Source organism: Sphingomonas sp. PP-F2F-A104-K0414 (assembly GCF_004340945.1).
Taxonomy (GTDB): Bacteria; Pseudomonadota; Alphaproteobacteria; order Sphingomonadales; family Sphingomonadaceae; genus Sphingomonas.
Genome location: NZ_SLYD01000003.1, coordinates 181,240 through 205,392, shown reverse-complemented (window position 1 = coordinate 205,392; position 24,153 = coordinate 181,240). Strand labels below are relative to the sequence as shown.

Annotated in this window: 26 protein-coding genes and 1 tRNA gene; 14 read left to right on the top strand and 13 right to left on the bottom strand. The window is 65.9% G+C overall.

The window, feature by feature from the left end; translation table 11 throughout:
- Positions 1–254 precede the first annotated feature (254 nt).
- Positions 255–1,268 carry a zinc-binding alcohol dehydrogenase family protein gene (locus C8J46_RS08095; RefSeq protein WP_132737338.1) on the bottom strand — a complete coding sequence of 338 codons (1,014 nt, stop codon included), beginning with the start codon at positions 1,266–1,268 and terminating at the stop codon, positions 255–257.
- 152 nt (positions 1,269–1,420) lie between these two features.
- Between C8J46_RS08095 and C8J46_RS08090 the strand changes: the two genes are divergently transcribed.
- From C8J46_RS08090 to C8J46_RS08080, 4 genes are all read left to right on the top strand, one after another.
- Positions 1,421–2,632, top strand: a complete 1,212-nt coding sequence (locus C8J46_RS08090; RefSeq protein WP_056051998.1) for a toxic anion resistance protein — start codon at positions 1,421–1,423, stop codon at positions 2,630–2,632.
- A 5-nt stretch (positions 2,633–2,637) separates the two neighbouring features.
- Entirely contained in the window at positions 2,638–3,345 is a 708-nt protein-coding gene (locus C8J46_RS08085; protein WP_132737335.1) for a hypothetical protein, read from the top strand.
- Between the two features lie 4 nt (positions 3,346–3,349).
- Positions 3,350–3,517 (top strand): hypothetical protein, encoded by a 168-nt coding sequence (locus tag C8J46_RS20775; protein ID WP_165886490.1) that lies wholly within the window; start codon positions 3,350–3,352, stop codon positions 3,515–3,517.
- Between the two features lie 80 nt (positions 3,518–3,597).
- Complete coding sequence (locus C8J46_RS08080; protein WP_132737332.1) at positions 3,598–4,731, top strand: hypothetical protein; 1,134 nt, start codon at positions 3,598–3,600, stop codon at positions 4,729–4,731.
- Between the two features lie 9 nt (positions 4,732–4,740).
- On the opposite strand, the gene C8J46_RS08075 is transcribed toward C8J46_RS08080, so the two are convergent.
- From C8J46_RS08075 to ubiA, 3 genes are read right to left on the bottom strand one after another with little or no spacing between them, the layout of a single operon-like run.
- Positions 4,741–5,505, bottom strand: coding sequence for a 3'(2'),5'-bisphosphate nucleotidase CysQ (locus tag C8J46_RS08075; RefSeq protein ID WP_132738213.1), 765 nt, complete (start codon positions 5,503–5,505; stop codon positions 4,741–4,743).
- 46 nt (positions 5,506–5,551) lie between these two features.
- Entirely contained in the window at positions 5,552–6,898 is a 1,347-nt protein-coding gene (locus C8J46_RS08070; protein WP_132737329.1) for a TldD/PmbA family protein, read from the bottom strand.
- A gap of 9 nt (positions 6,899–6,907) precedes the next feature.
- Positions 6,908–7,849 (bottom strand): 4-hydroxybenzoate octaprenyltransferase, encoded by a 942-nt coding sequence (ubiA, locus tag C8J46_RS08065; protein ID WP_132737326.1) that lies wholly within the window; start codon positions 7,847–7,849, stop codon positions 6,908–6,910.
- Positions 7,850–7,932: 83 nt separating this feature from the next.
- On the opposite strand from ubiA, the gene C8J46_RS20770 reads away from it, so the two are divergent.
- The 3 genes from C8J46_RS20770 to C8J46_RS08055 all read left to right on the top strand — a co-directional run bounded on the left by C8J46_RS20770 (position 7,933) and on the right by C8J46_RS08055 (position 10,553).
- Entirely contained in the window at positions 7,933–8,094 is a 162-nt protein-coding gene (locus tag C8J46_RS20770) for a hypothetical protein (protein WP_165886489.1), read from the top strand.
- Positions 8,095–8,330: 236 nt separating this feature from the next.
- Positions 8,331–9,101 (top strand): 16S rRNA (uracil(1498)-N(3))-methyltransferase, encoded by a 771-nt coding sequence (locus C8J46_RS08060; RefSeq protein WP_132737322.1) that lies wholly within the window; start codon positions 8,331–8,333, stop codon positions 9,099–9,101.
- Between the two features lie 78 nt (positions 9,102–9,179).
- The gene (locus C8J46_RS08055; RefSeq protein WP_132737319.1) at positions 9,180–10,553 is read left to right on the top strand and encodes a glutamate--cysteine ligase; all 1,374 of its coding nucleotides are present in this window, start codon (positions 9,180–9,182) and stop codon (positions 10,551–10,553) included.
- 110 nt (positions 10,554–10,663) lie between these two features.
- Here C8J46_RS08055 and C8J46_RS08050 read toward each other — a convergent pair whose 3' ends face one another.
- Positions 10,664–11,938 carry a DUF1295 domain-containing protein gene (locus C8J46_RS08050; RefSeq protein ID WP_132737316.1) on the bottom strand — a complete coding sequence of 425 codons (1,275 nt, stop codon included), beginning with the start codon at positions 11,936–11,938 and terminating at the stop codon, positions 10,664–10,666.
- 116 nt (positions 11,939–12,054) lie between these two features.
- On the opposite strand from C8J46_RS08050, the gene C8J46_RS08045 reads away from it, so the two are divergent.
- A tRNA-Gly gene (locus C8J46_RS08045) sits at positions 12,055–12,128 on the top strand.
- A gap of 74 nt (positions 12,129–12,202) precedes the next feature.
- On the opposite strand, the gene C8J46_RS08040 is transcribed toward C8J46_RS08045, so the two are convergent.
- The 6 genes from C8J46_RS08040 to groES form a co-directional block, all read right to left on the bottom strand.
- Positions 12,203–12,640 carry a winged helix DNA-binding protein gene (locus C8J46_RS08040; RefSeq protein ID WP_132737313.1) on the bottom strand — a complete coding sequence of 146 codons (438 nt, stop codon included), beginning with the start codon at positions 12,638–12,640 and terminating at the stop codon, positions 12,203–12,205.
- A gap of 20 nt (positions 12,641–12,660) precedes the next feature.
- Positions 12,661–13,119: a hypothetical protein gene (locus C8J46_RS08035; protein ID WP_132737310.1), complete on the bottom strand. Its 459-nt coding sequence runs from the start codon at positions 13,117–13,119 to the stop codon at positions 12,661–12,663.
- Between the two features lie 34 nt (positions 13,120–13,153).
- The gene (locus C8J46_RS08030; protein WP_132737307.1) at positions 13,154–14,101 is read right to left on the bottom strand and encodes a sigma factor-like helix-turn-helix DNA-binding protein; all 948 of its coding nucleotides are present in this window, start codon (positions 14,099–14,101) and stop codon (positions 13,154–13,156) included.
- A 172-nt stretch (positions 14,102–14,273) separates the two neighbouring features.
- Positions 14,274–14,843, bottom strand: coding sequence for a Uma2 family endonuclease (locus C8J46_RS08025; protein ID WP_132737304.1), 570 nt, complete (start codon positions 14,841–14,843; stop codon positions 14,274–14,276).
- Between the two features lie 200 nt (positions 14,844–15,043).
- A complete protein-coding gene (gene groL / locus C8J46_RS08020) occupies positions 15,044–16,687 on the bottom strand; it encodes a chaperonin GroEL (RefSeq protein ID WP_056052034.1) in 1,644 nt (547 codons plus the stop codon).
- A 99-nt stretch (positions 16,688–16,786) separates the two neighbouring features.
- Positions 16,787–17,074 carry a co-chaperone GroES gene (gene groES / locus C8J46_RS08015; RefSeq protein WP_056052039.1) on the bottom strand — a complete coding sequence of 96 codons (288 nt, stop codon included), beginning with the start codon at positions 17,072–17,074 and terminating at the stop codon, positions 16,787–16,789.
- Between the two features lie 482 nt (positions 17,075–17,556).
- Here groES and sppA point away from each other — a divergent pair, with 482 nt between their 5' ends.
- Entirely contained in the window at positions 17,557–19,500 is a 1,944-nt protein-coding gene (sppA, locus tag C8J46_RS08010) for a signal peptide peptidase SppA (RefSeq protein ID WP_132737301.1), read from the top strand.
- The gene (locus tag C8J46_RS08005) at positions 19,500–20,087 is read left to right on the top strand and encodes a GNAT family N-acetyltransferase (protein ID WP_132737298.1); all 588 of its coding nucleotides are present in this window, start codon (positions 19,500–19,502) and stop codon (positions 20,085–20,087) included. The genes sppA and C8J46_RS08005 overlap by 1 nt, the downstream gene beginning before the upstream one ends.
- A 339-nt stretch (positions 20,088–20,426) precedes the next feature.
- Here the strand turns inward: C8J46_RS08005 and C8J46_RS08000 are convergent, their stop codons facing one another.
- Positions 20,427–21,065 carry a TRIC cation channel family protein gene (locus C8J46_RS08000; protein ID WP_132737295.1) on the bottom strand — a complete coding sequence of 213 codons (639 nt, stop codon included), beginning with the start codon at positions 21,063–21,065 and terminating at the stop codon, positions 20,427–20,429.
- 197 nt (positions 21,066–21,262) lie between these two features.
- Between C8J46_RS08000 and C8J46_RS07995 the strand changes: the two genes are divergently transcribed.
- The 3 genes from C8J46_RS07995 to C8J46_RS07985 all read left to right on the top strand — a co-directional run bounded on the left by C8J46_RS07995 (position 21,263) and on the right by C8J46_RS07985 (position 22,823).
- Positions 21,263–21,568 (top strand): glycine zipper 2TM domain-containing protein, encoded by a 306-nt coding sequence (locus tag C8J46_RS07995; protein ID WP_132737292.1) that lies wholly within the window; start codon positions 21,263–21,265, stop codon positions 21,566–21,568.
- A gap of 106 nt (positions 21,569–21,674) precedes the next feature.
- Complete coding sequence (locus tag C8J46_RS07990; protein ID WP_132737289.1) at positions 21,675–22,100, top strand: OsmC family protein; 426 nt, start codon at positions 21,675–21,677, stop codon at positions 22,098–22,100.
- A gap of 123 nt (positions 22,101–22,223) precedes the next feature.
- A complete protein-coding gene (locus C8J46_RS07985) occupies positions 22,224–22,823 on the top strand; it encodes a glycine zipper 2TM domain-containing protein (RefSeq protein WP_132737287.1) in 600 nt (199 codons plus the stop codon).
- 55 nt (positions 22,824–22,878) lie between these two features.
- On the opposite strand, the gene C8J46_RS07980 is transcribed toward C8J46_RS07985, so the two are convergent.
- Positions 22,879–23,100, bottom strand: a complete 222-nt coding sequence (locus C8J46_RS07980; RefSeq protein WP_132737284.1) for a hypothetical protein — start codon at positions 23,098–23,100, stop codon at positions 22,879–22,881.
- A gap of 235 nt (positions 23,101–23,335) precedes the next feature.
- Between C8J46_RS07980 and C8J46_RS07975 the strand changes: the two genes are divergently transcribed.
- The gene (locus C8J46_RS07975; RefSeq protein ID WP_243643280.1) at positions 23,336–24,064 is read left to right on the top strand and encodes a hypothetical protein; all 729 of its coding nucleotides are present in this window, start codon (positions 23,336–23,338) and stop codon (positions 24,062–24,064) included.
- Positions 24,065–24,153 lie beyond the last annotated feature (89 nt).

The following is a 24,153-nucleotide window of genomic DNA, read 5'->3' as shown; positions in this document are numbered from 1 at the left end:
GTGGCGGCGACCAGAACGCCCACTTACGCCCCACCCCGGCGAAGGCCGGGGTCCAATTGGAAAGGTGGCAATAACGAAGAACTTCCATCCGTTAGCAGCTGCCCCCAATTGGGCCCCGGCCTTCGCCGGGGTGGTGCGATCAACCGCAAGTCATCCCCGGGGAGGCGGGGACCCATATTCTCAGGAGGCTGGCGACTTTATCTCTCGGCTTGCCAGTAGGGATCCCCGCATGCGCGGGGATGACGAGGGTGGTGTCAGAACCCCTCCAGCACGATCTTCCCCTTCGCCGTATGGCTCTCGATCCGCTCGTGCGCCCTCCGCAAATTCGCCGCATCGATCCGCCCGAAATTCTCCGCCAGCGTCGTCCGGATCGTCCCCGCATCCACCAGCCGCGCGACCTCGTCGAGCAACTTGCCCTGCTCGCCCATGTCCACGGTCTGGAACAGCGAGCGCGTGTACATCAGCTCCCAGTGGACCGAGATCGACTTCTGCTTGAGCGGCACGATGTCGAGCGTCTTCGGATCGTCGATCAGCGCCAGCCGGCCCTGCGGCGACAGCAGCTCCCCGATCTCGGCGATGTGCTCGTCGGTATGCGTCGTGGAGAACACGAACCCCGGCGCGCCGAGCCCGAGCGCCTCGACCTGCGCGGCGAGCGGCTTGCGGTGGTCGATCACGTGATGCGCGCCGAGATCCTCGACCCAGCCCCGCGTCTCCTCGCGCGACGCAGTGGCGATCACCGTCAGGTCGGTGAGCTGCCGCGCGAGCTGGATCGTGATCGAGCCGACCCCGCCGGCCCCGCCGATGATCAGGATCGCGTTCGCCGCGCCGGGGACGGGCTTGCGCACGTCGAGCCGGTCGAACAGCGTCTCCCAAGCGGTGACCGACGTCAGCGGAAACGCCGCCGCCTGCGCCCAATCGAGCGAATGCGGCTTGTGGCCGACGATACGCTCGTCGACGAGGTGATACTCCGAGTTGGTACCCGGCCGGTCGATCGCACCCGCGTAGAACACCTCATCGCCGACCTTGAACCCGGTCACGTCCGCACCGACCGCGACGACGACGCCCGATGCGTCCCAGCCCAGCACCTGCGGCTTGCCGTCCGGATCTTCGCGACGCTGGCGGATCTTGGTGTCGACCGGGTTGACCGAAACCGCCTTCACCTCGACCAGCAGATCGCGCCCCGCCGCTTCGGGCTTAGGGAGGTCGAGGTCGACGAGCGACTGCGGATCGTCGATCGGGAACGACTTGGTATAGCCGATGGCGCGCATGCTGGAACTCCTGTGATTTCGCGACCAAGCTGTCCACGCAACCTGCCGGTTTCAAGGAGAGCTGTTGGCAAGCCTGAGTGTATTATCTATATACGCCACTTGAACGCGGGGCGGGTTGCAGCCACGATGCCCCACCGAACGGAGACACGAGCATGGCGACGACCCCGAACACGCTGACGGAAGAGCCGGGCCTGGTGCTGACCCCGCCCGATCCGGTGCCGACCGTTGCCGCCGCGAAGGCGTCCGGGCTGGTGCCCGTCGATGCCGGCGTGAAGTCGCAGCTGGAGGAGCGCGTGTCGGGCTTCGTCACCGATCTCGTCGCGCAGGACGTCAATTCGCCCGAATTCGGCAAGCGCGTCGATGCGATCACCGCGATGGGCGCGAAGGAAATCCGCGAAGCCGCCGGCCAGTCGAACCGCTTCCTCGATCGCCCGGTCAAGGCGATGGATCAGGAGACCGGCGTCGGCAAGGATCTCGCCGAGCTGCGCCGCGTCGTCGAGGATCTCGATCCCGGCAAGAAGGGCAACCTGACCGCGCCGCAGAAGCTGTTCGGGATCATCCCGTTCGGTGGCAAGATGCGCAATTATTTCGACGGCTATAAGTCGTCGCAGACGCACATCGCGCAGATCCTGAAGAGCCTCGGCTCCGGCAAGGACGAGCTGCTGATGGACAATGCCGCGATCGATACCGAGCGCGCGAATTTGTGGGCGGCGATGGGTCGGCTCGAGCAGATGATCCACCTGTCGAAGACGATGGACGCCAAGCTGGAGGACGTCGCGAACGATCTCGACCATACCGATCCCGCCAAGGCGAAGGCAATCCGCGAGACCGCGCTGTTCTACACGCGCCAGCGCACGCAGGATTTGCTGACGCAGATGGCGGTAACCGTGCAGGGCTATCTCGCGCTCGACCTGGTCAAGAAGAACAATGTCGAGCTGGTGAAGGGCGTCGATCGCGCCTCGACCACGACCGTCTCGGCGCTGCGGACCGCGGTGACGGTGGCGCAGGCGCTGACCAACCAGAAGCTGGTGCTGGAGCAGATCACCGCGCTCAACACGACGACCGCGAACATCATCGATTCGACCGGCAAGCTGCTCAAATCGCAGACCGCGCAGATCCACGAACAGGCGGCGTCAGCGACGATCCCGCTGGAGACGCTGCAACGCGCATTCCAGAACATCTACGACACGATGGACGCGATCGACGTGTTCAAGCTGAAGGCGCTCGATTCGATGAAGGTCACGGTCGGTGCGCTGTCGAACGAGGTCGACAAGTCCCGTGGGTATATCGCGCGGGCTGAAGGCGCGACGCAGGGCCAACTCGGCGGACCGTCCGCCAGCCCGTTCAAGCTGGAGGCGATGTAACCCTCGTGAGCGAAGTCGACGACGCCATCGCCAGCGCCCGCGCCTCCTGGTCGCGCATTTCCGACGACCGGACGGGCGCCGTCATCGCACGCTCGCCATCGCGAGGGCGGGCACGGCAGACGCAGGCGATCGGCAAGCGGCTGACCCGGATCGCGGTCGCCGACGTGTCGATCCTGATCGCGGCGATGGTGATCGGCTGGATCGTACCGCTCGGGATCGGCGGCGCGATGCTGGTCATGGCGCTGCTGGTCGCGGCCACGGTGCTGTTCGCGGTCTGGCCGGCGGAACGCGCGCCGACGCCCGAGCGGCTCGCGGCGGTCGACATCCGTGCCCTCCCCGCGCAGACCGAGCGCTGGCTGGAAGCGCAACGCCCCGCCCTCCCCGCACCGGCGATGACTTTGGTCGACCGGATCGGTCTGCGCCTCGAAACGCTGACCCCGCAACTCGCGACGCTGGATGCGAACACGCAGGAAGCGGTCGACGTGCGCAAACTGATCGGTGAACAGCTCCCTGCCTTCGTCAAGGATTACGAGAAGGTGCCAGCGTCGCTCCGCACCACCCCGCGCAACGGTCGCTCACCCGACGCCGAGTTGGTCGACGGGCTGAAGCTGATCGAACAGGAGATCGGCGAGATGACCGCGCGCCTTGCCCAAAGCGACCTCGACAACCTCTCAACCCGCGGCCGCTTCCTGGAGATGAAGTACAAGGACTGAGAGAGTGAAGCGCACCCGCCTCAGCGTCTGCCGCCGAAAAGCGCGCTTCGTCTCCGAAGCCGACGCGCTGGTGGTAGCGCAGACCGGCCGCGTGCCGCTCAGAGTGTATCGGTGCGACCGGTGCCTACAGTTCCACCTGACCAGCCGGACGAAGGGCAAGAACGCGCGCTAGACATCGGAAACGGATCATATCCTGCTTTTGCGCGCTTGTATAATGGGGCAAACTACCGACGAGTATCGGAGGACTAAATCATGATCGCGTTGCTGTTCGCGTTGACGATGCAAGCTGCCACTCCAGATATCGTCGTGTCCGGCAAGCGTTTGGCAGCCGCGTACAAATCCTGCGTCGAGCAGACTTGTCCGCCCCTACGCGATGCGCAAGTTTCAATCGCGTATGCCGAGCAGCAATTCCGCCAAGGCGCGTATCAGCAGGCGCGAAAGACGCTGGCCGCGGCGGTTGCCCGCAACAAACAGAATGCCGCGACCGATCCGAAACCGGTCGCCGCGCTGTACGAGGCCTATGCGACGGTCTCGCTGCACGATGGCGAGATGGACGTGTTCAAAAGGGCCGTTGCCGGGCAGGTCCGGACCTTGCGCGAGAACTTGCCGGCGAACGACCCAGCGGTGATGGCCGCGGCATTCGCCACCGGCGATATGTGGGTGTCACTCGGCAACGGACGCGCGGCCGAGAGTTCGTACCGGGCAGTCGAGCGCCAAGCGATGGCGGATGGCAATGCGACGCTGGCGATGCTGGCGACGCTGCGGCGAGTCGGCCTTGCTAATGCGCGCAACGATCCCGCGGGCGCGGCACGGCTACTAGCGGAAGCGGAGGCAAGGTCCGCCGCCGCCGATCCCGCGCTCCGATCGGTGTTGCAGGTGGTCCGCTTGCGGATCGCGGCGCAGCGGGCCGATGACGACCAGGTCGACCGCCTGGTCCGCGAGATCGGCCACGATACTGCGACCCGCCCGGTATTGATCTGGGGGCCGCCGTACGAGCCGACGGCACAGGCAGCAGCAAGGGACGCAGCCGCCAAATTCGACTTCCTCAATCCGGTGCCGCCCAGATCGTCCGACCTAAACCCAATTCAGTGGGTCGATATCGGGTTCTGGATCAAGCCCGACGGCAAGACCGACGACGCCGAGATCCTCCGCGGATCGCGATCGACTGGATGGGCTGGGTATCTGCTCAAGCAGGTATCCGAACGCCGCTACACCGGCACACTCGCCGCGGCAGGCAGTCACGGCGTCTACCGGATCGAGCGGTTCTCGCTGCGCGGTACGTATCAAACGCCCGTCGACAGTAATATCCGTCGGCGGAGCGGCCCCTCCGAGTTGGAGGTGCTCGACCTGACCCAGCCGGATAAAACGATGACGGCAAGCCGCTGACCGAGTCGATCAACCGCCGATCGCGCGAGCCCGGTCCGCCAGGCGCGCGACCGCAGCGGGATGAATGCCGGGGGTCGACGTCAGCACACCAAACGCCTGCGGGCGAGGTTTGTTGAATACCAGCGGCGCACCCAATGCATCGCTAACTACCGCGCCGGCCTCGCTCGCGACCAGGACCGCGGCGGCGATGTCCCATTCGTTGCCCCAGCGGAGGGTGGCGACGAGGTCGGCTTCGTCGGCGGCTACCATTGCTATGCGTAGGGCGATCGAGTTGGGTTTGTGGACCATGATGAGGTCGCGGTCGGCTTTGGGGAGGGCGTCTACGGGCGTGCGGCTGCCGGGGAAGTCGGTGCGATTGCCGGCCTTTAGCGGCACGCCGTTGCGGGTGGCGCCCTGCCCTGCGACCGCATGCCAGCGTTCGTCGCGGGACGGCGCTTCGAGGATGCCGATCACCGGCTTGCCGCGGTCGACCAGCGCGATCGAGACGCACCAGCCGGGCCTGGCGCGGATATAGTCTCGCGTTCCGTCGATCGGGTCGACCACCCAGAGCAGGTCGTGCGCGAGGCGGTCGGCGTTGTCGGCGGTTTCCTCGGACAGCCAGCCGGCTTCGGGGAGCAGCGTCGACAGCCGCGCCTTGAGCATGCGGTCGATCGCGATGTCGAGTTCGCAGACCGGGCTGCCGGGGGTCTTTTCCCAGCGCTGGAAATCGGTGTCGAAGCGGTCGTGCGCCATCGCGCCGGCCTCCATGGCGATCGTCGCGACGGCGTCGGCCATCGCGCGCAGCCATTCGGGCGACCGTTCCGGCCCGCGGCGGCGCCGGTCAGCCACTCGCCACCGTCATGCCCTCCACGCGGAGGGTCGGCACGTTGACGCCGTAACGGAATTCGAGATCGTTGGCGGGCGTCATTGCGAGGAACATGTCCTTCACGTTGCCGGCGATCGTGAACTCCGCGACCGGCGTGGTGATCTGGCCGTTCTCGATGCGGAAGCCGGCGGCGCCACGGCTGTAATCGCCGGTCACGCCGTTCGCGCCGCCGCCCATGAGTTCGGTGACGTAAACGCCCGATTCGATGTCGGCGATCAGCGTTTCGAGCGGCACATGGCCCGGCTCCATGAAGACGTTGCTCGTCGATACGCCGGGCCCGCCACCGACACCGCGCGCGGCGTGGCCGGTCGGTTCGAGGCCGAGCTGGCGTGCCGAGGCGGAGTCGAGCAGCCAGCGTTCGAGCATGCCGTCCTCGATGATGTCGCTCGGCGAGACGGGCAGGCCTTCGCCGTCGAACGGGCGCGAGCGCAGGCCGTGCGGACGGTGCGGATCGTCGCGGATGGTGATGCCGTGCGCGAACACCTGGCTGCCGAGCGAATCGAGCAGGAAGCTGGTTTTCCGCGTGATCGCCTGGCCGGAGATCGCGCCGAGCATGTGGCCGACCAGCGATCCGCCGACGCGGCGGTCGTAGACGATCGTGGTGGGGCCGCTGACGAGACGGCCGGGGTTGAGCCGCGCGACGGCTTGTTCGCCAGCGCGGCGACCGATCGCTTCGGGCGATTCGAGGTGTGCGCGGAGGCGGGCACTGCTGTGCGCGTAGTCGCGCTGCATGTTGCCGCCTTCACCCGCAAGCACGCTGGCCGACACGCCGTAGCCTGTCGCCGCATAGGCGCCCGCGAACCCGTGGCTAGTGGCTAATGCCCAGACGCTGCGCGAGGCGCTGGCGCCGCCGCCTTCGCTGTTCGAGACGCCGGGGACGGCGCGGGCGGCGTCTTCGGCTTCGAGTGCGGCGTCGCGGAGTTGCTCGGGGCTGACTTCGCCGCCGTCGTCGAGGCCGAGCATCGGGGTGATGCCGTGGAGGAGGCGGTCTGCGGGGGCAAGGCCGGCCCATGGGTCCTCGGGGGCTTCGCGCGCCATCGCCACCGCGCGTTCGACCAACGCGTCCATCGCTGCGGTCGACAGGTCGGAGGTGGAAACGCTGGCGGAACGCTGGCCGACGAACACGCGCAGGCCCAGATCCTCGCTTTCGGAGCGGCCGATATCCTCCAGCTTGCCGAGGCGGATCGACACGTCGAGCGCGGCGTCGGCGGCGAAGACCGCATCGGCGGCGTCGGCGCCCGCCGCCCTCGCGCGCTGGACGATGTCGTGGGCGCGGTCGCGGGCTTGGTCTGGGGTCAGCATATCAGCGACTTAAGGATGCAGGCTCGTGCCGACAACCACGCAGGCGAGGAACATGAACAGTCCGGCGAAACGGTTCGCGCGAAAGCGGGCGAGCGCGGCGGTGCCGGCACCTTCGTGCGTGTCGGGTTTGAGCGTTACGACCTGCCACGCGAGGTGGAGCGCGACGGGGACGAGCGCGGTAATCGCGAGCGGGTCGGGGCGGACTTGCCAGAAAGCTGCGGCCCATAGAGCGACGGCGGCGATGTAGAAGACGCCGACGCCCGCCTTTACGTGGCTGCCCATGCGAAGCGCGGACGAACGGATGCCGATCATCGCGTCGTCCTCGCGGTCCTGCAGCGCGTAGATCGTGTCGTAGCCGATCACCCACGAGATCGAACCGGCGTAGAGCAGCCACATCGGCGTATCGAGGGTGCCAGCGATGTCGCTCCAGCCGACCAGCAGCGCCCAGGAGAAGACGATGCCGAGCCACGCCTGCGGCCACCAGGTGATGCGCTTCATGAACGGATAGGCGGCGACCGGCGCGAGACTCGCGAGCGCGACGATCGCGGCGAAGAAGGTGAGTTGCAGGAGAATCACAAAGCCGATCAGGCACAGCGCGACGAGCCAGACCCAGGCGAGCTTGATCGAAACGAGCCCGCTGGGGATCGGGCGGGCGCGGGTACGCGCGACCTGCGCGTCGAGGTCGCGGTCGACAATGTCGTTGAACACGCAGCCCGCGCCGCGCATCGCGATGCTACCAAGGAGGAGCCAGAGGAGCAGATCCCAGTGTTCCACCGCGCCACCGGCGAGCGCGACGCCCCAGGCGCCGGGCCAGAACAGCAGCCACCAGCCGATCGGGCGATCGAAGCGAGCGAGCAGCGCCATGCCGCGGAGGGTTGGCGGGAGGCGGCCGACCAGTCCTCGGTGTTCGCTGTCGGGGACGATTTCCGCGTGGCTCGGCTTGGTCTGCATGGCGGAGGCGTAGGAAGACGGGGTTTGGCGCGCAAGCCTTTGCCGGCTAGGGTCGAAGGAGTGGCGCGTTCGGACCCTCTCGCATGATCGGCCTTTCGGTCGCGGTCGGCCGCTTCGTCGAGGCGTTGTTCTGGGGTATTTTCCGCGTCGCCGGCGCGGTTGCGGGCGTGTTGCTCCTTGGCGTCGTGGTTTTGGTTGTTGCGTGGGTGGTTGCGCGGAAGATGTGGGCGCGGCGGAAACGCTGAACGTCCCTTCCCGCAGAAGCGCGCCCTCAAATCCTCCCCGGCACGGGGAGGGGGACCGTTCGCCTTGGCGAAGGGTGGAGGGGGATCACCGCGAGCGTTCCGCTGGTAGCGGAGAGCCTCGCAAGTACCGCTTCTGTCAACGCCCCGGACGCCGCCGTTACTTTCGCGGAAGCCCCCCTCCACCAGCTGCGCTGGTTCCCCTCCCCGTGCCGGGGAGGATTTGCTAGAGGCGGGTTATGCCCGCAACTCCCGCCTGGCCGCCGCAATCCACGCCGCGCCTTTTCGTCGATCGGCTCCTCGCGCCTGGCCCGCTCCACATCGACGGCCCCGCCGCGCATTATCTCGTCGGTGTAATGCGGATGAAGATCGGCGATCCGGTGAAGCTGTTCGATGATCGGACCGGCGAATGGCTCGGCGTCGCGTCGAGCGTCGGCAAGCGCGACCTCGTGCTCGACGTCACCGAATTGCTGCGACCGCGCGAGGACGTGCCCGACCTGTGGCTCTGTGCCGCGCCTCTCAAGAAGGGCCGGGTCGACTGGATGGCGGAGAAGGCGTGCGAATTGGGCGTCGCGCGCCTGCAGCCCGTCGTCACGCGGCGGACGATCGTCGACAAACCCAATACCGAGCGGCTTCGGACGCAGATGATCGAGGCGGCCGAGCAATGCGGGCGCACCGCGCTGCCCGAGGTGACCGAGCCGGTGAAGCTTGCCGCACTGCTCCGCGACTGGCCTGAAGACCGCGCGCTGTTCTTCGCCGACGAGACCGGCGGCGTGGCCGCTCTGGAGGCGATGCGCGCGCGGCCCGGCCCGGCGGCGATCCTGATCGGGCCTGAGGGCGGCTTCGATGCCGACGAGCGCGAGGCAATCCGCGCGCATCCGCAAGCGGTAGGAATCGGGTTGGGGCCGCGCATCCTGCGAGCGGAAACCGCGGCGGGCGCTGCGGTCGCGTTGTGGATGGCGGCGGCGGGCGACTGGTGCGGCAACGAGGCGGGCCGCGGGGACGGATAACGGGACCGGGGCGCAATACCTACCGATTGGTCCGAATCCCCTCTAGCACCCTCGTTCATCGGCGCGTAAGGCGCGGCGATGACGACGATTCCCGCTCCGAAAAAGACCAGCCCGACGATCGAGTCGCGCGACCAGTTGATCGCCAGCTTCGCGGGCGGCGAAAAGCCGAAGGACGCGTGGCGGATCGGCACCGAGCACGAGAAGTTCGTCTATGCGAACGGCGATCATCATGCGCCGTCGTACGACGAGCCGAGCGGCATCCGCGCGCTGCTCGGCGAGCTGGAGCAATATGGCTGGAAGCCGGTCATGGAGGGTGGAAACGCCATCGCGATGTCGGGTCCGGACGGCAGCATCAGCCTGGAGCCCGCAGGCCAGTTCGAACTTTCGGGCGCGCCACTCGATTCGTTGCACGAGACCTGCGCCGAGACCGGGCGTCACCTGGAACAGGTGAAGGCGGCAGGCGAGAAACTCGGCATCGGCTTCCTCGGGCTCGGCATGTGGCCGGACAAGACGCGTGCCGAACTGCCGACGATGCCCAAGGGGCGTTATGCGATCATGCTGCGGCACATGCCGCGCGTCGGCAGCATGGGCCTCGACATGATGCTGCGGACCTGCACGATCCAGGTGAATCTGGACTACGCATCCGAGGCGGACATGGTGAAGAAGTTCCGCGTCGGGCTGGCGCTCCAGCCGCTCGCGACCGCGCTGTTCGCGAACTCGCCGTTCACCGAAGGCAAGCCCAACGGCATGCTGTCGTATCGCAGCCATATCTGGTCCGACACCGATCCGCATCGCACCGGCATGCTGCCGTTCGTGTTCGAGGATGGCTTCGGCTATGAGCGGTACGCCGAGTACGCGCTCGATGTGCCGATGTACTTCGTCTACCGCGAGGGCAAGTATATCGACGCCGCCGGGCTGTCGTTCCGCGACTTCCTGAAGGGCGAATTGTCGGTGCTGCCGGGCGAGAAGCCGACGCTCGACGACTGGACCGATCATCTCTCAACCGCGTTCCCCGAGGTGCGGCTGAAGACGTTTCTCGAGATGCGCGGTGCGGATGGTGGCCCATGGAACCGGATCTGCGCGCTGCCAGCGCTGTGGGTCGGTCTGCTGTACGATCAGGGCGCGCTCGATGCGGCGTGGGACTTGGTCAAGGACTGGACGATCGACGAGCGCCAGGCGTTGCGCGATGCGGTGCCGAAGCTGGGGCTGAACGCTCCGATCGCGGGTGGCGGCAAGCTACGTGACATCGCGGGACAAGTGCTTGATATCGCCGGTGCGGGCCTGTCGGCGCGGGCGCGGTTCAATCGGGCGGGCGACAACGAGACGGGCTTCCTCGACCCGCTGCGCGAGATCGTCCGCAGCGGCAAGGTGCCCGCCGAAGTGCTGCTGGAAAAGTATCACGGCGTCTGGGGCGGCGACGTCTCCAAGGTCTACGACGAAGCGAGTTTCTAACTCCTCCCCTCCCACTTGCGGGAGGGGTCGGGGGAGGGCTTGGCCACGGATGTCGCGCTAGAGGCCCAAGTCAGCCCCTCCCCTAACCCCTCTCGCAAGCGGGAAGGGAATTAGCCGCGTAGTCTCGCGAACAGCCGCGGCACCAAGCCGTTGCGCGTCATCCAGTCGAAATACGCGCGGTAGTCCGGGTCGAGCTTCAGGTGCCGCTCCTCGGTCTTGGCGCGCCAGTAATACACCCCGCTGACCGCCGCCATCAGCAGCGTTGCACGCGCCGCGTCGACGACGCTGCCTAGCGTCAGCACGGGGATCGTCGAGATCCACCAGAAGACGTTCTTCGACAGATACGCAGGATGCCGCGACACCGCGTAGGGCCCATGCGTCAGGATCCCGCGGTTGGTGAGGTTGGAGAAGCGAAAGCCGAACGCCATCGTCGCCCAGGCGTAGATCGCGGTCAGCCCGACCAGCACCGCGCCGATCAGCGCCAACAGGATCGGATACCCCTGGAACCAGTACGCCCAGTCCGACGTGCCCGGATGATAATCGAGCGGTCCGCCGGGGGTCATCAGGATGAACGGCGGGTAGCACATCAGTGCAGGCATCCACGCCGCCGCGAACGGGTTGGCGCTGCGGATGTGCGAATCGAGCGGACGAAAGGTCAGCAGATAGCCGACCGTCGCGAACGCCACGTCGATCAGGAACATCAACGTCACCAGCCAGCTCGACAAGGCAACCGGATCGCGCAGCACCGATGCGGCGTCGCCGCGAACAAAATCGCCGAACCCCGGCGGCACGATCGCCAGCATGAAGGCGAGGAAGAACGTCTTCACCCCCCAGGCGCGGAGATGGCCGTAGATCGCCTCGCGGTCGACACCCGCCTGCCCGGTCATCCAGGCGCCGAGATGCCAGGCACCGTCGCGCGGCTCGACCAGATAGCGGTCGATCCAAAGCACATAGGGGATCGAGACCACGAACAGGATCGGCGCGGCATTGGTGAAGCACCACATCGCAAACGCGAAATTACCCTGCCAATAGAAGCGCCCGGCGCCATAGATCACCGCGATCGCGGCCCAGGTCGCCCATAGCCCGGCCAGCTTGGTTAGACTCGTGTCGAGCATCTCGCGCCACGATTTGCCAGCCGTCCAGTCAACTCCCGTGCTCGGGCTCAAATGCACCTTGTCGACCAGTAGCGACCAAGCGATCATCGGCAAGCCGCACGCCGCGACGTTGATCAGCGCCGAATACGGCCCGTCCATGCCGTAATGGCGGGCGACGGCGATCCAGACGAGTACGCCCAACAGTCCCGACAGCCCAGCGCCGTGGCTGACCGCCGATTTCGGCCGGGGATCGATGGTGGCGGGAACGGTAATCGCTGGGTCGTGGTCCATCCCATCGGCCTAGCGCAATATGGTAATCAAGGCGTGAAGCATGTTCGGCAGCACCTATACGGACGCTTGCGCCGAGCGCATCGCGACGCTAGTCCAACCGCTCGCTCAGGCGTCGGGCGGGTATAGTACAATGGTAGTACAGCAGCCTTCCAAGCTGAATACACGGGTTCGATTCCCGTTACCCGCTCCAAAAAACGGCTCGCCCGTCGTCCCGCGACCATTGCCACGACGTGTCAGCCACCGCCCTGGTCGAGCCTCCAGTCGTTATTTTGCGACCAACTGCGCCAATAGGTTCGCCATCCGTCGCCGTCCGAGCACGGTCAGTTGGACGTGCGAGCGGCGCCCATCGCGCTCGTCGCGCGTCCGTTCGACCAGATTGGCGTCCTGCAACATTGCCAAATAGCGCAGCGCGGTGGCCGAAGGCGCACGCGCACCGATACAGACGGCCGAGACGCTGAGTTGGCGACGCTCGTGATCCGAAATGAACAGATCCAGCAGGATGTCCCATGCGGGTTCCGAAAACAGCGTTTCGCCGAGCAGGTCGTCGCGAACCTTTCTCATAGTATACAGGCGCTTGGCCACCTCCACCAGTGCCGGCGAGGAGACCCCACCGGGCGCCGGATCGGCAATAGACACGCCGACCGGTAGAAAGGCCACGCGCTTGGCGGCCGTGATGGGCACCACAGCAATTGCGTAAGTCATAAACGTCTTCCGAATATGCTTCAGCGGAGGGTCGGGTCCTGGCGACTCCAGTCGAGATCCCAGCCACGTGCCCGGATCCTGCGCGAGTGCCTGACTGTCCCGATCACGAGAAGCAGGACGATGGGATAGCTCCAGGCCGCGGAGAGGACAGCGTAGACGAGCCGGATGACGTCAGGGCTCATCGCTCGAGCCAGATGAGCCCCCGTCCCCAACGCGTGAAGTGCGGTTGCCCAAGCCGGCCAGAACCGATCGGCCTTGAGCGTGATCGCGATCATCACCGCCAGCAGGACGAGGTCGACGATCATCACGCCTCCCTCCAGTCCTACGAACAGGACCGGAATATCCCGCTGGACGAGGCCGGTCGATACCGCTGCGAGCAGCAGCGCCAACCCCGTCAATCGCTCCGGCGCCCCGCCCCGCAGAAGGGCATAGCCGGACGCGGCCACCTGTATCGCGTAGAACAACCAGACCCGATCCAACTCTTACCTCCAAAGCAGGACCGAAACCGGCCGTTCAGGCCACTGCCGCGAGGCGAACCGGCGTCTCGGCGCGCAACGCACCTTCGTTCGGCGGACATTCCGCGGTGTCGCCATACCCGTAGAACTGCCCAAGACCGATTTCGGCGCGCACGTCGACTAGCGCACGATGCGCCTCGACGAAGCGCTGGCGGGCGTTGATGATATCGAGCGAGGCTTGCGATACCATCTGCAACGCCGCGACGCCGGTGCCGACAGGCAGGTTGGCGGCGACACGCTGCTGCAACAACGTCGATACGCACGATGCCGCGAGCATCGCCGCGTGATCGACGGCCGCCTCGGCCTTCAGAAAATCGATCGTGACCTTGTCGGTCGCGTCGCGTCGTTGTTTCAGCATCGTCGTTCTCCCCGTTGGCACCGTCGTTGCGGTGCCGTGTACGGGAGCGCCACGGTCTCGGTTCGATCGCAACAGACTGGTCATCGTCATCGCCATGTTCACAAGCGCCATCGAGGTGACGGCGATCAGGCCCATGAGAGCGAGAAGTCTGATTATCCTGTCGCCAACCGAAAATCGATTGCGGGCCACTCCCGTCGATCCGCTTTCCCCGGAGATTCCGAAGAAGCGGCGAACAAGCCCCCACGGCTCGATCTGAGCTCTGTCTGGAGTGCTGGAGGGGGGATTGGGAACGTCGAATGGTTCGGATGGTAGCCGTTCGTATGTGGGCGCAGGCTCTTCCGCCTCGGTTGGTTCACGAACCAGCACGGTGTCGCCGGTCACGCCCTGCTCGTGCTCCTGCAGGCGCCGCGCGGCTTCGAACCGCGTGCCGACGCCGAGAATCTGGATGGCGCGCTCGATCCGCTTGTCGATCGCCGACGGCGAGACGCCGAAGATCGCGGCAATCTCCTTCGAGTTATGGTGGGTCAACACCAATCGCAGGCAGGCGCGCTGGGCTTCGGTCAACTGCTCGATGCGTCCTGCGGTCATGCCGTGATGGTAGCGCGAACGCGGCGCGGTTGCACCCTTCACTTACATCAGGATGGCGTTCTGGTTGCACGACCGCGCAACGCGTTGGAACTGCCAGAAACTGCCGGCGCTGGATTGGCCAGCCTTTGCCGATCTCTTGCCTGCAGAAAGCAGTCGTGGGACGTCGAGCGCCTCAATCGCGGGCGAAGATCTCGTCATGCGGGATGGTCAGGTCGAGCGATGGGATGTGGAGATCGGTACGATCGCGCAGCCAGTCGTCGGTCCATCCGCCGCTCGGCGTGCGCCGGACAAGGCGGATGCGTTCGTCGGTCGGGTCGACGAGGATGATCTCGCGGGTGCCTTCCAGCTCGCGATACTCCTCGAGCTTGACCTTCTGGTCGTAGGAGGAGGTCGACGGCGAGAGCACCTCGAACACGACCTGTGGGTCACCGAGAAGCTTCTTGCGGTCGTTGCCGGGGGCCGACGGGTTGTTGCAGTAGATGCTGAGGTCGGGAAATCGTACCGACCGCTCGCCAGTGCGAGTGGCAAAGTCGGAGCCATAGGGGCGGCAGCCCGTGCCGCGCAACTTGGGGCCGATATAATTTGCAAGGTTCATGGCGATGCGGGCGTGCGCCTCGTTGCCGCCAGCCATCATGTAGATCAGTCCGTCTTCGAGCTCGGCCTTCGCGCCGCCGAAATCCATGTCGAGGAATTCGTCGACTTCGACTCGGCGATAGGCGGGATCGAGGCGGAGCGCGGTCATGCGCCACAAGGTATACCTTTCGCGCGGACAAACAAAGGGCCGGGGATTGCTCCCCGGCCCTTTGCTTTGGTCGGTGTGTTCGGAACGGAGGACCGGCAAAGCCGGCCCTTTTCGTCGGACGGGCCTGGGGGCTTCGCCGCCCAGCCCGCCGGCCGTTCTGATCTTCTGTCCGGGGCAGGTTGCCCTGCCCCGGTCGAAAATCAGAAGTCCATGCCGCCCATGCCGCCCATGCCGCCGCCGCCCATGGGCATGGCGGGCTTGTCTTCGGCCATTTCGCTCACGGCCGCTTCGGTCGTGATCAGGAGGCCTGCGACCGATGCTGCGTTCTGCAGCGCGGTGCGGACGACCTTGGTCGGATCGATCACGCCGGCTTCCACCAGGTTCTCGTACGTGTCGGTCGCGGCGTTGAAGCCGATGTTCGAGTCGTTGCCGTCGAGCAACTTGCCCGAAACCACCGCACCGTCATGACCGGCGTTCTGCGCGATCTGGCGAACCAGAGCCGTCAGCGACTTCCGCACGATGTCGATACCGCGGGTCTGGTCGTCGTTCGCACCCTCGAGGCCATCAAGCGCCTTGGTTGCGTACAGCAGAGCCGTACCGCCGCCGGGGACGATGCCTTCTTCGACGGCTGCGCGGGTTGCGTGCAGCGCGTCGTCGACGCGGTCCTTGCGCTCCTTGACTTCGACTTCCGAAGAGCCACCGACCTTGATCACGGCAACGCCGCCGGCAAGCTTGGCGAGACGCTCCTGGAGCTTCTCCTTGTCGTAGTCGCTGGTCGTGTTCTCGATCTGCTGGCGGATCGCTTCGGTGCGGCCCTTGATCGTGTCGTGATCGCCGGCACCGTCGACGATGACGGTGTTGTCCTTGTCGATCGTGACGCGCTTGGCGGTGCCAAGCATGCCGAGCGTAACGGTCTCGAGCTTGATGCCGAGGTCTTCCGAGATCATCTCGCCCTTGGTCAGGATCGCGATGTCCTCCAGCATCGCCTTGCGACGATCGCCGAAGCCCGGTGCCTTGACCGCTGCGACCTTCAGGCCGCCGCGCAGCTTGTTGACGACGAGCGTGGCCAGAGCCTCGCCCTCGATGTCCTCGGCGATGATCAGGAGCGGACGACCCGACTGAACGACGGCTTCCAGGATCGGGAGCATCGCCTGCAGGTTCGAAAGCTTCTTCTCGTGGATCAGGATGTAGGGATCCTGAAGCTCGACGGTCATCTTCTCGGGGTTGGTGATGAAGTACGGCGACAGATAGCCGCGGTCGAACTGCATGCCCTCGACGACGTCGAGCTCGAATTCGAGACCCTTCGCTTCCTCGACGGTGATCACGCCTTCCTTGCCAACTTTCTCCATGGCTTCGGCGATCTTCTCGCCGACTTCACGGTCGCCGTTGGCCGAGATGATGCCGACCTGCGCCACTTCCTTCGAACCCGAAACCGGCTTCGAACGCGCCTTGACGTCCTCGACGACCTTGATGACGGCGAGATCGATGCCGCGCTTCAGGTCCATCGGGTTCATGCCCGCTGCGACCGACTTCATGCCCTCGCGAACGATGGCCTGCGCCAGAACCGTCGCGGTGGTCGTGCCGTCACCGGCGATGTCGTTGGTCTTCGAGGCCACTTCGCGCAGCATCTGCGCACCCATGTTCTCGAACTTGTCCTTGAGCTCGATCTCCTTGGCGACGGTGACGCCGTCCTTGGTGATGCGCGGTGCGCCGAAGCTCTTGTCGATGACGACGTTGCGGCCCTTGGGGCCCAAGGTCACCTTGACTGCGTCGGCGAGGATGTCGACGCCGCGGAGGATGCGCTCACGCGCGTCGCGGCCGAATTTTACGTCCTTGGAAGCCATGTCAGCTGCCCTTTCAGATTTTTTGCGTCACCCCAGCAGACGCTGGGGTCTTGCAGTAATTGGGAGACCCCAGCTTCCGCTGGGGTGACGAGAAGGTGGTTAGCCGACGATCCCGAGGATGTCGGATTCCTTCATGATCAACAGGTCTTCGCCGTCGACCTTGACCTCGGTGCCCGACCATTTGCCGAACAGGATCTTGTCGCCGGTCTTGACGTCGAGCGGGGTGATCGTGCCGTTCTCGGCGCGAGTGCCGGTGCCGATGGCGACGACTTCGCCTTCCTGCGGCTTTTCCTTGGCGGTGTCGGGGATGATGATGCCGCCAGCCGTCTTCTCTTCGGCTTCGAGGCGCTTCACCAGCACGCGATCATGCAACGGACGAAAGTTCATGGGGTCCATGTCCTTTTGGGATTGTGACAGATTTCTGGCACTCGAGGTTATCGAGTGCCAACGGACGGCATATGTGCCTCGGGGTGCGGCATGTCAAAGGTTCCGGGGGTGAAATTTTTTCGGGCGGGCGTGGTATTCGGGCATCGTGGCTGAGGGGGTCGAACGACAGCAGTGCCGTTCTCCTGCGCACGCAGGGGCCCAGGGTGACGGAGGGCGGTGCCTGGTATCCTGGGCTCCTGCATTCGCAGGAGAACACTTGGGCGGTTGGATGCTGACTTCTGCTCCCCTTCCGCTTGCGGGAGGGGTCGGGGGAGGGGTTTCTTGGCCGGGTGCTCGTGGGACGCCCCTCCCCTAACCCCTCCCGCAAGCGGGAGGGGGACTGCGTGGTGATTGGGATAGATGTAAGGGCTAGAACGCTTCCTGTGTTGGACGCGTAATACAGGGCATTTACCTGTGCGCCCCGTTGCTCTAGCTCTCGTCCCATGACCGATACCGCTGCGCCGTCCTACGCCCCCTCCTATGTCGACCCTGCCCGCCCGCCGCGGAAGAAATGGCGGCTCGTGCGCGGTGTGTGGAAGTTCCTCGTGGCGATCAAGGACGCGCTCGTCCTGATCGCGATGCTGTTGTTCTTCGGGCTGATCTTCGCGGCGCTCAATGCGCGGCAGAGCACGACGGCGATCAAGGATGGCGCCCTGGTGCTCGACCTGAACGGCTCGATCGTCGAGCAGCCCGAGGAACAGGCCGCGTTCGCAGCACTCTCGGGGCAGAACCGGACGCGGCAGTTCCGCCTGCGCGACGTGGTGCGCTCGATCGACACCGCGCGTACCGATGCGCGCGTGAAGGTGGTGGTGCTCGATCTCGACAGCTTCGGCGGTGCGTATCCGGCGGCACTTGGCGAGGTCGGCGACGCGCTGGCGCGGGTGCGCGCGAGCGGCAAGCCGGTGCTGGCTTACGCGACTGCGTACACCGATGGCGGCTATCGCCTCGCAGCGAATGCTAGCGAGATCTGGGTCAACCCGTTGGGCGGAACGATCTTTATGGGGCCGGGCGGCAACCAGCTCTATTACAAGGGTCTGATCGACAAGCTCGGGGTCAACGCGCACGTCTACCGCGTCGGCCGCTACAAGTCGTTCGTCGAGCCCTACACGCGCGCAGACCAGAGCGACGACGCGCGCGCCGCCAGCACCGCGCTGTATGGCACGTTGTTCGCGCAGTGGCGTGAGGCCGTCGCGAAAGCACGCCCCAAGGCGCAGATCGCGCAGTTCATGAGCGCACCCGACAAGGTCATCCTCGCGGCGAATGGCAACATCGCCGATGCAAACCTGCGCGCAGGCATCGTCGACAAGCTCGGCGATCGCACCAGCTTCGGGCGGCGCGTGGCGGAGATCGCGGGCAGCGACGCCAACAAGCCGGCGGGCAATTACAATGCGATCAAATACGACGCCTGGGTGAAGGCCAACCCCCTCCACACGGCGGGCGATTCGATCGGCGTGCTCACGATCGCCGGCGAGATCGTCGACGGCGAGAGCGGCCCCGGCAAGGCGGCTGGCAAGACGATCGAGAAGGCGGTGCTCGACGGGCTCGCCAAGAAGACGCTCAAGGCACTGGTAGTGCGCGTCGACTCACCGGGTGGGTCGGTGATGGCATCGGAGCAGATCCGGCTCGCGATCCTCGAAGCCAAGCGTCAGAAGCTGCCCGTCGTCGTGTCGATGGGCGGCCTCGCGGCCAGCGGCGGATACTGGGTGTCGACGCCGGCCGACGTGATCTTCGCAGAGCCCGGCACGATCACCGGCTCGATCGGCATTTTCGGCGTAATTCCGACGTTCGAGAACGCGCTCGCCAAGATCGGCGTGACCAGCGACGGCGTGAAGACCACGCCATTGTCGGGCCAGCCCGACATCACCGGCGGCACCACGCCGATGTTCGATGCGATCGCGCAGGCAGGGATCGAGAACGGGTATCGCCAGTTCGTCTCGCGCGTGGCGGCATCGCGGAAGATGACGCCGGCGCGGGTGGACGAGATCGGCCAGGGCCGTGTCTGGGATGGCGGCACCGCGCGCCAGATCGGGCTGGTCGACCGGTTCGGCACGTTGCAGGACGCGATCGACGAGGCCGCCAAGCGCGCCAAGCTCGATCCGGCGAAGGTCCATGCCGAGTATCTGGAGAAGAAGCCGGGCTTCCTCGCGACGATCGCGCAGGATTTCGGCAATGATGGCGATGATGATGCGGGTGGCGGCGATGCATTCGCGCACGTCGCGGCGGACCGGCGCCAGATGCTTGCGCGCGCGGTGGGTGACATGAAGCGGCTGGCGACCTCGGGGTCGATCCAGGCGCGCTGCCTCGAGTGTGGCGGGATGGGGCCGACGGCCGCGGGGATCGGCGATGCCAAGCTGCTCGATATGCTGCTGGCGCGGATCGGGTTCTGATGGCGATCCCCGCTTCGGGCAATGGGGGCGGGATCGTCATTCGGGCGGCGGTCCCCGAGGACGCGGCGTCGATCGCGGCGATTTACGCGCCGCACGTGCTGGTCGGGACAGTGTCGTTCGAGACCGAGGCGCCCGATGCGCGGCAGATGCGGGCGCGGATGGCGGCGTCGGACGGGCTGTACCCGTGGCTGGTCGCGACGATCGGCAGCGAAGGTGGCGTGCTGGCCTATGCCTATGCCTCGGCGTTCCACAAGCGTGAGGCGTATCGGTTCGCGTGCGAGACCACGGTGTATGTCGCGGATGCGGCGCAGCGCCAGGGCGCGGGGCGGCTGTTGTACGAGGCGCTGATCGATACGCTGCGGGCTCAGGGGTTTACGCAGGCGATCGGGGCGATTGCGCTGCCGAACGATTCGTCGATCAAGCTGCACGAGGCGGTCGGGTTTCGACGCGCGGGGGTGTACCGGGAGGTCGGGTATAAGAATGGGCAGTGGATCGATGTCGGGCATTGGCAGTGTGAGTTGAACGAGCCTGCGGTGCCACCGGTGGAGCCGAAGCGGTTTGCGGATGTCGGGGTTGTGCGGGGGTAATCGGACGATTGTACAGCGGATGAACTTCGAGCCCAACGTAGCGTTGAATGATCAGACGACTGGGATGAATGTGATGATTAAGTCGATCGTGATACCCGCACTGATGATATCCTCAAGTGCTTTTGCGCAGACATATCAGACGACTGCCAGAACGCCGAGTGGAACTACACATTCGGTACTTTCTACGCGAAACGTGGGCCTCTCCACGCGAATGACATCGTCTCTTCATGAACCGCGAGAATGTTTGGTGCGCAATTCAACCAAGGTGACGGAATGCCATACACGTGCCGAATGGGCCCGGATTGCACGAAAAGACTATAAGCGACCACGGGGTTAAGGTCAGCGCCGGCCGCCGTATGCCGGAAGCGCCAGATGAAAGCGGATCGCGGCAGCTCTGAGTGTAAAGCCGGCGCTCGCCGCAATGACCGCCGACAACCCGAGCGGCACGCCCAGGAGCACCAGCCCGACATAACTCGCTGCCGCCAGCGCCGCCGCGGTCACGTACAACTCCGGCCGCATCAGGATCGACGGCTCCCCCGCCAACACATCGCGGATGATGCCGCCGACGCACGCGGTCATCACCCCCATCAGCGCCGCTGGCACCGGTGGCACTCCGTAGCCGAGCGCCTTGGCCGCGCCGTACACCGCGTACGCCGCGAGCCCGACCGCGTCGAACCAGCCGAGCGCTTCGTCTTTCCACCACCGCTCGGGCGTCACCCAGATCAACAGCGCCACGCCCAGGCACACGCTGGCGGCGCGTGCGTCGTGGACCCAGAACACCGGCGCGCCGATCAGCAGGTCGCGCACCGTGCCGCCGCCGACGCCGGTGATGAGCCCGAAGAACACGAGCGTCACGAACGTCTGGCCGCGCTTGGCGGCCGCTAGCGCACCCGACGCGGCGAACACCGCGAGCCCGGCCAAGTCGAACCAGGGCGCGGCGACGGGCAGGATCTCGACGGGCAAGGGCACGGGCAACATCGCGGCGGCGTAACTGGCCTGCCTTCCAGCGTAAAGCGGGACCGCGGAATGACCTCTCTCGCGCCGAAAACGCAGCGGCTCGAATACCGGCCGCGAAGATGAACGCCAGTATGAACGCGGTGTTGTTTTTGGTTCATGCAACTGGCGCTATAGTCACTTCGTTACACCAGCAGATCAATTCACTAGGGAGTTACATCATGCGTAAGTTCGTTCTGGCCATGGGCCTCAGCGCAATGGTCCTGCCGACCATGCTCGTCCCCGTCTCGGCGGCAGACGCGCGCGATCGTCGCGAATGGCGTGGTCGCGATGGCCGCGTCTACTGCAAGAAGAGCAACGGCACGACCGGCACGATCATCGGCGGCGTCGGCGGCGCACTGCTCGGCCGTACGGTCGACACCCGCGGTGACCGCACGGTCGGCACGCTGGGCGGCGCCGTTCTCGGTGGCCTCGCCGGTCGCGCGATCGACAAGGGCACGAGCAACAACAACCGTCGTTGCCGCTGACACTCATCGGCTAAATCAATGCCGCTATTTCGGTAGTTGCGCGTTGTGGAAGGGCGTCGTGGGAAACCGCGACGCCTTTTTTCTTGTCCGATGAAGGATCAAAACGATGACCACACGCAGCGGTTCGGCAAAGTATGAAGGCCTCGGCAAGAGCGGCAAGGGCCATGTCTCGACCCAGTCGGGCGTGCTGTCCGACAGCCCCTACGGCTTCAACACGCGGTTCGAGAACGAGCCCGGCACCAACCCCGAAGAGCTGATCGCGGCCGCGCATGCATCGTGCTTCACGATGGCGCTGAGCTTCGCGCTCGCCGGCAAGGGGTATGAGGCGGGAACGCTCGAGACGTCCGCCAAGGTGACGCTCGACAAGGACGGCGACGGCTTCAAGATCACCAGGTCGGCGCTGACGCTGAACGCCAAGGTCGACGGCATCTCGAAGGAAGAATTCGAGGCGATCGCCGCGGACGCCAAGGCGAACTGCCCGGTGTCGAAGGTGCTCAACGCCGAGATCACGCTGGAGCACACCCTCGCCTGATATCAACCTCGCCTGTTATCAATGACCTAAGTCTGTCGGCCGGCTGAATGCGACGTAGTTTGCGGTTCACGCAACTCGCGCTTCGGCCGACCGTTGTTTGCGTATCCAGTCAGGAGACCAGACATGCGTATCGCCATTCTCTCGGCGGCCCTCGCCGCCACCGCGATCGGCGCGATTCCCGCCGGCGCGCAATCGACCGTACGCGGCGCCAACCAGGAATATAACGACCAGGTGCGCGATGCACGGCGCGACTATCGCCGCGATCTCCGCAACGCCGACTCACGTGGCGACGTCCGCGATGCGCGCCGCGATTACCGCGACGAGGTGCGCGACGCACGCCAGGACCGCCGCGGCGATATTCGCGACATCCGCCAGGATCGCCGCAATGACGGGCGCAACTGGCAGCAATATCGCGGCTATGATTACAACCGCTACGAGCCTGGCCAGCGCGGCTATCTCGCCGACCGCTATTACCGCGACGGTCGCTATTATCAGGAGCGCCGCCTGGGTCGTAACGACCGCATCTATCGAGGCGGCAACGGGCGCTATTACTGCCGTCGCAACGACGGGACGACCGGGCTGATCGTCGGCGGGCTTGCCGGTGGTGCGCTCGGCAACGTGATCGCGGGCGGTGGTTCGCGGCTGCTCGGTACGCTGATCGGTGCGGGCGGTGGCGCGGTACTCGGGTCGTCGATCGATCGCGGCAACGTGCGCTGCCGATAAGACGCGGTTGGCGTGAGACGATAGGGCCCGGTGGAAACACCGGGCCCTATCTGCGTCAGATGATACCGCCGCCCAGACTCAGGCGGAGCGCGAAGATGATGATCAGGACGATGTTGAGGTTGCGCCCGCCGGTGCTCGACGACAGCGCGCCGACGGCGGCGCCGACGATCCCGATCGGGATGACCAGCCAGTTCATCCAGCCGAGCAGCGGAATGAACGCGACGAGGCCGAGCACCAGGGTGACGAGGCCGATGAGGATCGAGACGATGTTCAGCATGAGGTGAACATGGCGAGTCGCGGGGGTTCGGGCAAGACTTGGGCGGATCCGTACGATCCTCCCCCGCCAGGGGGAGGTGTCGCCGCAGGGGACGGAGGGGGCGGACACGGACCCGGCGTTGGCGCATGCCTCCCCCTCCGTCTGGCAAACGCCAGCCACCTCCCCCTGCCGGGGGAGGACCGAGCGTGTGTGGAAAACGCTTTCTTCACCGTCTTTCGCGCATAGGATGCGGGTGATGACTTTTTCCCTGCGCTCCGCACTTCTCCTCCCGCTGGCGCTGGCCGCCTGCAACCGGTCGTCGACCGACCAACAGGATCTCAACAGCCTCGATGCCGAGCTGACCAACGGCGCGGTGCGCGATCCCGCCGTTGCCGAGTCGCTTGGGAGCCAGATCATGGTCGATCCGCGGCTGGCGCAGTCGTCGAACACCGACGCGGTGCGCCCGCCGCCTCGGCCGGATAGTGGAGCGGTGCCGCCGGAAGGTCCGCTCAAGGCCGATCCGGTCGATCCGCGGACGCTGAAGCGCGCGCCGGCTGCGTCGAACGACTGTCCGGAGTGCAAGACCGCGAATGGTGCGCTGACGCTGGGGGCACTGGCGGAGCGGCAGACGACGCCGGATGCTGCGGTTTGTGCGCAGAAGATCGGGTATTCAGCGGGGTGGGCGAACCGGTTGCCGGCGGACCTGCCGCTGTATCCGGCGGCACGGTTGACCGAGGCTGCTGGGGCGGATCGGGACGGGTGTCGGTTGCGCGTGGTGAGTTTCGCGAGCGCTGCGCCGATGCAGAAGATGCTCGACTGGTATTTTACGAAGGCTAGCGCGGCGGGGTATTCGGCCGGGCATAGCACCGACGGCACGCAGCACGTGCTGGGCGGGGTTCGGGGGAACGACGCTTATGTGGTGTATGTGACGACGCGGGCTGGTGGCGGGAGCGATGTGGATTTGGTTTCCAACGCCGGGCGGTGAAGGGTGAACTGGACGCATTCCGGTAAGCTTCCCCTCCCCGGCGGAGGCCGGGGTCCAGTTGGGGAACGTCGCTAACCGAGCGCGGTCCT